Origin of the sequence: Arcicella sp. LKC2W (assembly GCF_034931005.1) — a bacterium.
GTDB lineage: Bacteria > Bacteroidota > Bacteroidia > Cytophagales > Spirosomataceae > Arcicella.
In genome coordinates this window covers 265,496-274,016 of sequence record NZ_JAYGIN010000002.1, presented here as the reverse complement: position 1 = coordinate 274,016, position 8,521 = coordinate 265,496, and the positions used below count along the sequence as shown (strand labels likewise).

Here is an 8,521-nt window from a genome sequence, read left to right as displayed (position 1 = left end):
TCAAAATCATGAAAAACGTACAATCAAATAAATTAAATATCAAAAAAACTACAGTTACTCAATTAGATACGAATAAAGTGAAATTCGTTTTTAATACACCATCTATCATTTCTTATCTCTAAAATATAAATTAATAGAAAACTAAAATATTAACTCATAAATATCAAAATCATGAAAAACGTACAATCAAATAAATTAAATATCAAAAAAACTACAGTTACTCAATTAGATACGAATAAAGTGAAATTCGTTTTTAATACACCATCTATCATTTCTTATCTCTGAAATATAAGCTACTATTGTTCTATAGGAACTCTTAAGTCCATTGAACTCCCCACAAAAAAACTCCCCCTCATACGTGTTATAAATACAAGCAAGAGAAGGAGAATTTTGTAAAGCTATTATATTTTTCTTAGAAAGAAAAATGTACAGAAGCTTTTAACGCAAAAGATTTTGGCAACTCTCCATTTGGTGATATGTGGTCAAGATAGGTTAGACGGTGAAAAGCCTGTAACCTAAATATTTTAAAAATGTTGTCGATGCCATACCCAACTTCTATATATGGAATGTTGGGGTCAAGAGCTGAAAAATTATATCTTGGAAGCAACTTCCCATCCTTATGACGGGGATTGATTACAGGTATAGCTTCTTTCATCAAGTCAAGGTTTTGTTGACGTTGGCTACCAAATAATACATTGGCTGATGCTATCAAACGCCATTTCAATTGTCTAATGGCTGGAATACGATTGAAAAGTAATCCTTCAAAATTGTGATTATAATTTAATGAAACAAACTTATCACTTACAAATTCAAAAAAGTGCATGGTGTTGAAAGCGGCTCTATTATAAAAAAATGTCTGGTTCCCTAAATGTGGGAACAAAAGTGGAGCAGGTAAATCTGAAGGGATATAACCAGCTTGAACAGTATAGTCAGAACGCCCAAAAGAACCTAAACGAAAGGATTGATAAATTTTGGCAGTAATGCGTTGGTAGTTAAAATTACTACCTAATATTCCCTTAAAGCCTTGTTGATATGCAATAGAAACAACTGGAACTCTTTTTGAACCCAATGATATACGTTCATTGCCGTCCATTAAAAAGGTTTCATTCTTGGCAAAACGTGCTTCAACAGTAATAAAACTATCATCATAGCCATCTAAAGATGGTGACCTTGGCCCTAACTCTGGTTTTGTTCTAAACTGAAAGTTAAATAATGGGTCAAAATTACGAGTGGTAAAGGCGATATTAAAAGATAAACCCTTAGAGGGTTCTGTCTTCAAAAATATTTCACTCTCTCGACGATAATATGCTCCTGTGAAACGTCCCCAACGAGTAAATGCGTAGAAAATTTTATTATCACCTATCAATTCAGGTGTCAATCCAATGCGTTCGAGGTCATAGCTGTGTTTAATTCCAGCTACTGTCCAATGCCGACGTGATAAGATGTAATCAACCTCTCCGCCATATTTAAAAACTAAATCTTTTGTCCCAAATCCAAGCCAACCTTTCAATATCCATTTTTTATCAAAACCTGCTAAAGTTTTAAATCCAAAACGAGTACGAAGTCCTTCTTCCGAGTTCAATGCAAAAAGATTAATATAAGGACCAACGGCAAACTTATTTCCAAAACGTTTATAGCCACTTGCTATAATTTCTGCAATTTCAATGTACGTTTTTACAATCGGCACATTTCTCACGGTGTCAATCAACTTGGCAGCAAGAATATCTTGGGCAGAAAGTGATTCATGACGTGCATTTAGCCAAAAATTAGGGTCTGGCTCTTTGGAATCTTCTGCGACTTCAACAGGTAAATCATAAAAAGATAAATCTCGAGGTTTATTTATGACAAAGTTTTTATTGGAAATATACATTTTCAATAACATTCCTGCCGAGTTTTTAGAAATTTCGGCAATATCAATCAAAAACCGTGTTTTAGCTGGTAACCATGCCCCTTCTTCTGTTTTTTCTAATTCCTGAGAAATCTTAATTTTATCAATAAAGTTGATATTAGCTTGCTTTCCAATAGTTGCGTCTATTTGTACAAGTGCATACGATGTGGTATCAATATATGCTTTTCCAACAAAGACTAAATCTTTATCATTTTTGGGGTCAAACTCCATTCCATAACAAACATGACCATCCACGTCTGTGGTATCAGAAATATACCAGGTATAAGTTCCTTTCCAGTTACTACCAACGGGCGAAATAATGTCTTTACCCAAAAATGGCACATAATTATCGTAAAAATTATAGTTGGCAAATATATTCCCTCCCACTAATTGAGAAATAAAACTCCCTTCTTTTACACCTACGCCCTTGATATTATTTTTTTGCACAATCTCTTTCTTACGGTTAGGTGTTTCACGGAAGTAGAATTTAGAAAGTGTTTCAGAAATAAAAGTTGGAATAACCGCTTTACCATCTTCCCCTGCTATTTTTTCAAACTTTTCAATCGCTCCCTGAATTTGCTTCATGACCTTTTTTTCCTTGAATTTATCGGAAATATTATCTACGTCTAACTCCATTTTTGAATATGAATCGTACTCAAAAGCAGTTAACCGTTTGCGGTCATTTTGTTCAGCATTTTCACGCAGTTTTCTTAAAATCTTGAAGGCAGGATTTTCACCCGAATAGACGACCACCTCATCCAATGATTTGGCTTCAGCTTGCATCTGAAAGTCAATTGTTTGCGTGGTCGCAGTCTTATCAATAGCTTTAGATTTCTTCTTGTAATTAACGGTACTTACATAAATTGAATCAGAAAGAAATTTAGTTTTGATAGTATAAACACCATCAAAGTTAGTTTGAGTTCCTACATTTAATCCTTTTAAACCTACTGATGCAAATGGCAGAGGGTCACCATTTTTAGCATCTGTTATTCGTCCTGAAATGGTAAATTGAGCAAAAATTGTTTGATGTGTAAAAGCTACTATACAGGATATAAGTAGCTTCATAATTTTTTGATGAGTCATTATAATATTATGAAGAGTTTAGTAAGCAATTTAGTCTTTGTTATATCTAAGTTAATAGCTTTCGCCATACTTTACAATTTGGTCGTACTTATCTGACAACTTATCTATACTTTCCCCCCACACCTTAATCTTGTATATCATTCCAAATATCAAATATTTGAGTGAATAAACGTTTTTTTAGGGTATCTTCCCTTTTTTATCTCTTTTATAGATTTTTCCTACCAAAAACTATTTCAAAAAATCTACTAACTTTTCAAAAGCCTTTGCTCGGTGCGATATTTTACCTTTTTCTTCCAAAGACATTTCTGCAAATGTTCTTTCAAAACCTTCTGGTTTAAAGACAGGGTCATAACCAAACCCATCTGTTCCTCTCAAGTCTTCAATGATTTGTCCTTTTATTACTCCCTCAAATTGACATATTTCTCCATTCTGAATAAGTGTTATTACCGTTCTAAATTGAGCAGAACGGTCAGATTTACCTGATAAATTCTTTAAAAGAAAATTGATATTATCTGAATGGCTACGTTGCTCTCCTGCATAACGTGCTGAATAAACCCCAGGTTCTCCATTTAAAGCATTGACCTCCAATCCAGAATCATCGGCAAAACAATTTACTTGATAATGGTCGTATAAGTATTGGGCTTTTTGTAGTGAGTTGGCTTCTAAAGTATTACCCGTTTCTGGTAATTCTTCGTTACAATTAATATCTTTTAGGCTTAATAAATGAAACGTTCCACCCAAAATAGCTTGTATTTCTTCTAATTTATGGGCGTTATTCGTAGCGAAACATAGTGTTGTTTTCATATTTTAAAACGGAAAAAAGCCTCCTCATTACTGAGAAGGCTTAATTTTGAATTTAATAAGTTTTTTTATTTTACTGCTGTTACTTCTATCTCAAACAATAATGGGGTATAACCAGGTATCGTACTTCTCCCTGCTGTTCCATAACCTAAAGACGATGGAAATATAAATGTTCCTTTATCGCCAACTTTCATGAGTTTTGTTGCTTCTTCAAAACCTGCAACAAATCCTCCTCCTCCAACAAGGAGCGAAAGGCTTCCTGAGTCAAATTTATCCGTATAAATCGGAAATCCATTTGAATCTGCTGCTCTATATTGGTATAAAAACTTACCTGTATAGGTTACTGTTGCTGTTTTTCCAGTTTTGGCAGTATCTCCCGAAACACTGGTTTTTGTTAAGAAATAATTCAAACCCGAAGCAGTTTTTTTAATTGGGAATCCTACAAAATTAGTTTTCACATATTCATCAATTTGCTCTGTTTCATTGCGTGTTGATAGCAAAGTTACTTTCATTGCGATAGGCTCACTTGAATTTGAAGTCACTGGAAATACAAATACTGCCGACTCACCCTCTTTCATAAAAGAAATACCATAATTAGGTAGTGAAGATGCAGAAGTTGAGTACAAAAAGGTAAATGGTATTTTACGATTTAGACCTGTACTATCTACAATTGTTCCATCTAATTTTGAGAAGACATAATGAACTTTAGCATATTCATTTAATTGTGGAACTCTTCCAGTAGGATTTGAGGTCGTTATCTTATAAAAGATTGACTCTGGAGATTTTGTAAATGTGATTCCTTGTGCCGTACCATAAGCAGTAATTTTAGCTAATGTCTCTGCTGAGACTTCGGTACTGGGCAATGTACTTTCAACTCCACAAGCACTCAAAAAACCGATGATACTTACTAAAAATATATAAATGATACTTCTGTTCATAATTTGTTGTGTTTATTTATCTTTCAAGGCTACAATTTCAATATCAAAAATTAGAGGGGACTCCCCTGGCACTTTACTTCCACTTCCTGTTCTTCCATATCCCAATCCTGAAGGAAATATGATTGTTGCTTTCTCTCCAAGTCTCATTTTGGCTACTCCCACTAAAAAACCCTGTACAAATGAATTAGTACCTCCCACTGTATAATTCAAGGAGTCTGTTCTACTAACATTACTGTCAAAAACATAACCGTTCAAAAGTCTTCCTGTATATTTCAATTTGGCTACTTTTCCCGTCACTAAATCTGCTGCTCCGTCCTTTACTCTGATATAACGAACATTATTGGTGTATCCTGTTGTTGTACTTACTACCTCTACTTTTTCAGTTACACTGATTTTATTTTGTGCCACATAGGCATCAATATCTTGCTCTTCACCGTATGTTTTGAAAAATGTAATGTCACATCTTACTGGGGAGTTTGCTGGCAAATTAGGAAAACCTTGAGTTCCACCTGCTAACTCAGAAGGCAAAATAAAGGTAGCTTGCTCTCCTTCACGCATTTGCGGTAGCATTTTTAGAAAGATATTTGTATTACCTCCATTATGATAAAATACAAATGGCTGATTTTTAGCAACCGACGAACTGGCAATAACACTATCCGTTAATGATTTAATAACATAATGCAAACGTACTGTATCTCCATAAATCAGTTGTCTTCCCGTAGGGTTCGACTTGGTGATGGTATAATACGCTCCATTAGTAGCCTTTTGCATGGTTAGCTTTTGGCTACTGATATACTGCTGAATTTTAGCCTCATTTTGTTGTACAATAAGGTCATCTTCCAAAACTACTTTTGAGAGACAAGAACTCAACGAGTAAATTAATACCCCTAACGCTATACTTTGTAATAATCTGATTTTCATTATATTATCTCAGTAACAGAGACTTAATTTTAGTTTTTATATAAAACGCAAAATAACGAATTTGATTGCGAATATTGGCGTTAAAAACTGTTAAAAAGAAAAGGATTAGGCTCTGGATTGAGGTTTAAATAATTATTATGACATAACTAAGTCCTCAATTCATCAACCTAATCCCTATAAAATTATTGTCCTGCTGGTTTGAAATCTAACAATTCAACCTCAAATACTAAAGGAGTATTTCCTGGGATTGGTCCGCCACCTTGCTCTCCATAACCGATAGCTGGAGGAATAACGAATGTTGCTTTTCCACCTTTTTTCATTAACATCAATGCTTCGTTGAAACCTGGAATCATACCACCGATTGGCATATCAATTCCTTTATTTTGATCGAAGATTTTTCCATCTAAGAATTTACCTACATAATTACACTTACAAACGTCTCCATTTTTAGGGCTATTACCAGCTCCTTCTTGTGCAACTGTATATTGTAAACCCGAAGCAGTAGTCTTGAATGCTAAACCTGTTTTTTTGACATAATCAGCAATCAATTGTGGCAACTGTGCTTTACGAGTTTCAGATTCTACTTTAGCTTTTGCTTGTTCAGCAGCCATGTCTTTTTCAAATTCGGCTTTTGACTGTACTTTCAAGATTTTGATTGAATATTTGATGTCTGTACCTTTTTTCAAGAATGGAGGTAATTGACCACCTGCTTTTGCAATTGAATCAACTGGAACATAAATTGTTGCACTGTCTCCTACTGATAACAAACGTAAACCATCTTGCAACGAACCTTTATATCCAGCCTGTCCAACAGGTTGAACCATATCACGTGCAGGCTTTGTTACGTCTATTGACTCTTGAAGAAGTGAATCTGAACCTGTTTTAATACGAATTAAAAAAGATACAATATCACCTTCTTTTAATTTTTTAGCATTATCATCATGGCTATGAATCTGGATTTTCACACCTTCTTTTACTTCTACACGATTTTTGTTACAGCCTACCAATACACTGGCAGCAAGCATTACTACACTTAGTTTTTTTAACATTTTTTCTGTTTTTTATTCGTTAGTTGTTTATTACTGGTTATCCGTTATTGGTCACTGGTTATTAGGAATTGAGAACCCATAACTAACTCTTCACCGCCAAAAGACTTTCTTGATATTCTGGTAAAATACTTAATAATTTTTCAACGGTTGCTTCTAAACCTATTCCTGTTGTTTTGCCACCTGAAGCATTTTTGTGTCCACCTCCGCTAAAATGTTTTGAGGCTATTTGGTTAACGGCAAATTCTTCAACCGAACGGAATGACATTTTTACGGCTTCGGGTCTATCCACAATTATCACAGACATTACAACGCCATCAATTTGTAAACCATAATTTACAATTCCTTCGGTATCTCCTGTTTGCGAGTTAAATCTTTTCAACTCTTCTGCTGTAACTGTAAAATAGGCAACTCTATATGCTGGAAGTACCACTAATTTTTCAGATAAGACATATCCTAAAAACTTCATACGTTCCATCGTAGAGCTATCATAAATTCGCCTGTGAATAAGATTGGTATTTACACCCAATTCCATAATATCAGCCGCAATACGATGCACTGCTGGGGTTGTGCTTGGATGACGGAACGAACCAGTATCAGTCATAATTCCTGCGTATAGACATTCGCATATATTAACATCCAATAAATCCTTATCCCCCAATAGTTCAATTAACTGAAATATGAGCTGAGCCGTAGCAGCAGCTTTGGTATCATGATAAACAAACTGAGCAAAATCTTCGGGAAAAGTATGATGGTCAATCATCACTTTTATCGCCTTTGATTGTCGCACTGGTTCTGCCATTGCTTCTATACGAGCCAAAACCGAAAAGTCAAGGCAAAAAATAATATCAGCATTGGCAATGGCATGATTTGTTTTCCCACGAAGTTTATATTCTTCATAATTAATAACATCTTCATTCCCAGCCATCCAAGCAATAAATTTCGGATAGTCAGAAGGCGTTATTACGGTAACTTTATGCCCTTTCTTTTTGAGATAGCCCGCCAAACCTAACGACGAACCCAGTGCATCAGCATCAGGTTTAAAATGAGTAGTAATAACAATGTTTCGAGGCGTGCTGATTAACTCACGAAAGGCTTCCAGATTTTGCATTTGTATCGATAGCGGTTGCAATTAATAGACCCTAACATTAAGATATACGCAATGAAAGCAATCTAATAATCTAAAACCAAAAAATGAAGAACAAAGTTAGGGAGAAATCTTCATAAAAAAGACGGTAACGTTTCTAAAACAGTTTAGGTTACGTAATTTTGTAAAAAAAATACATATTACAACTTAAAGACCAATTCATGGCAACTAACAGAACATTCACGATGATTAAACCTGATGCGGTAGCAGATGGTAATTCTGGGGCAATTATTAAAATGATTGAGGAGGCTGGCTTCCGAATCGTGGCAATGAAGAAAACGTTATTGACACAAACTCGTGCGGGTGAATTTTATGCAGTTCATGCAGAAAGACCATTCTATCCAGATTTGTGTGAATATATGTCTTCTGGAACAATTGTTCCTATGATTTTGGAGAAAGAAAACGCAGTGGCGGACTTCCGTAAATTGATTGGTGCAACTGACCCAACTAAGGCGGATGAGGGAACTATTCGTAAATTATTTGCTAAATCATTAAGTGCAAATGCCATTCACGGTTCAGATTCTGATGAGAATGCAGCCATTGAAGGCTCATTCTTCTTTGCAGGTTTAGAACAGTTTTAATTTTTATCAGTTATCAGTTATCAGTTATCAGTTATCAGTTTAAAAAATTATTTCTTGAATTGAAGTTCAATAATCAATTTATAATTTACTGATAATTGATAACTGTTTACTGAAAT

7 protein-coding genes are annotated in these 8,521 nt (G+C 34.6%); 1 reads left to right on the top strand and 6 read right to left on the bottom strand.

Annotated elements, in window-relative coordinates:
- Nucleotides 1-412: 412 nt before the first annotated feature.
- From VB796_RS03000 to VB796_RS02975, 6 genes are all read right to left on the bottom strand, one after another.
- On the bottom strand, nucleotides 413-2,953 hold the full coding sequence (locus VB796_RS03000; protein ID WP_323345023.1) for a DUF5686 and carboxypeptidase-like regulatory domain-containing protein: 2,541 nt from the start codon (nucleotides 2,951-2,953) through the stop codon (nucleotides 413-415).
- Nucleotides 2,954-3,199: 246 nt separating this feature from the next.
- Entirely contained in the window at nucleotides 3,200-3,775 is a 576-nt protein-coding gene (locus tag VB796_RS02995; protein ID WP_323345022.1) for a non-canonical purine NTP diphosphatase, read from the bottom strand.
- A 65-nt stretch (nucleotides 3,776-3,840) separates the two neighbouring features.
- Complete coding sequence (locus VB796_RS02990) at nucleotides 3,841-4,710, bottom strand: FKBP-type peptidyl-prolyl cis-trans isomerase (protein WP_323345021.1); 870 nt, start codon at nucleotides 4,708-4,710, stop codon at nucleotides 3,841-3,843.
- 12 nt (nucleotides 4,711-4,722) lie between these two features.
- Nucleotides 4,723-5,631: an FKBP-type peptidyl-prolyl cis-trans isomerase gene (locus tag VB796_RS02985; RefSeq protein WP_323345020.1), complete on the bottom strand. Its 909-nt coding sequence runs from the start codon at nucleotides 5,629-5,631 to the stop codon at nucleotides 4,723-4,725.
- 182 nt (nucleotides 5,632-5,813) lie between these two features.
- The gene (locus VB796_RS02980; RefSeq protein WP_323345019.1) at nucleotides 5,814-6,680 is read right to left on the bottom strand and encodes an FKBP-type peptidyl-prolyl cis-trans isomerase; all 867 of its coding nucleotides are present in this window, start codon (nucleotides 6,678-6,680) and stop codon (nucleotides 5,814-5,816) included.
- An 82-nt stretch (nucleotides 6,681-6,762) separates the two neighbouring features.
- Nucleotides 6,763-7,788, bottom strand: coding sequence for a bifunctional oligoribonuclease/PAP phosphatase NrnA (locus VB796_RS02975; RefSeq protein WP_323345018.1), 1,026 nt, complete (start codon nucleotides 7,786-7,788; stop codon nucleotides 6,763-6,765).
- Nucleotides 7,789-7,985: 197 nt separating this feature from the next.
- Between VB796_RS02975 and VB796_RS02970 the strand changes: the two genes are divergently transcribed.
- Nucleotides 7,986-8,405, top strand: coding sequence for a nucleoside-diphosphate kinase (locus tag VB796_RS02970; protein ID WP_323345017.1), 420 nt, complete (start codon nucleotides 7,986-7,988; stop codon nucleotides 8,403-8,405).
- The last annotated feature ends 116 nt before the right edge of the window (nucleotides 8,406-8,521 follow it).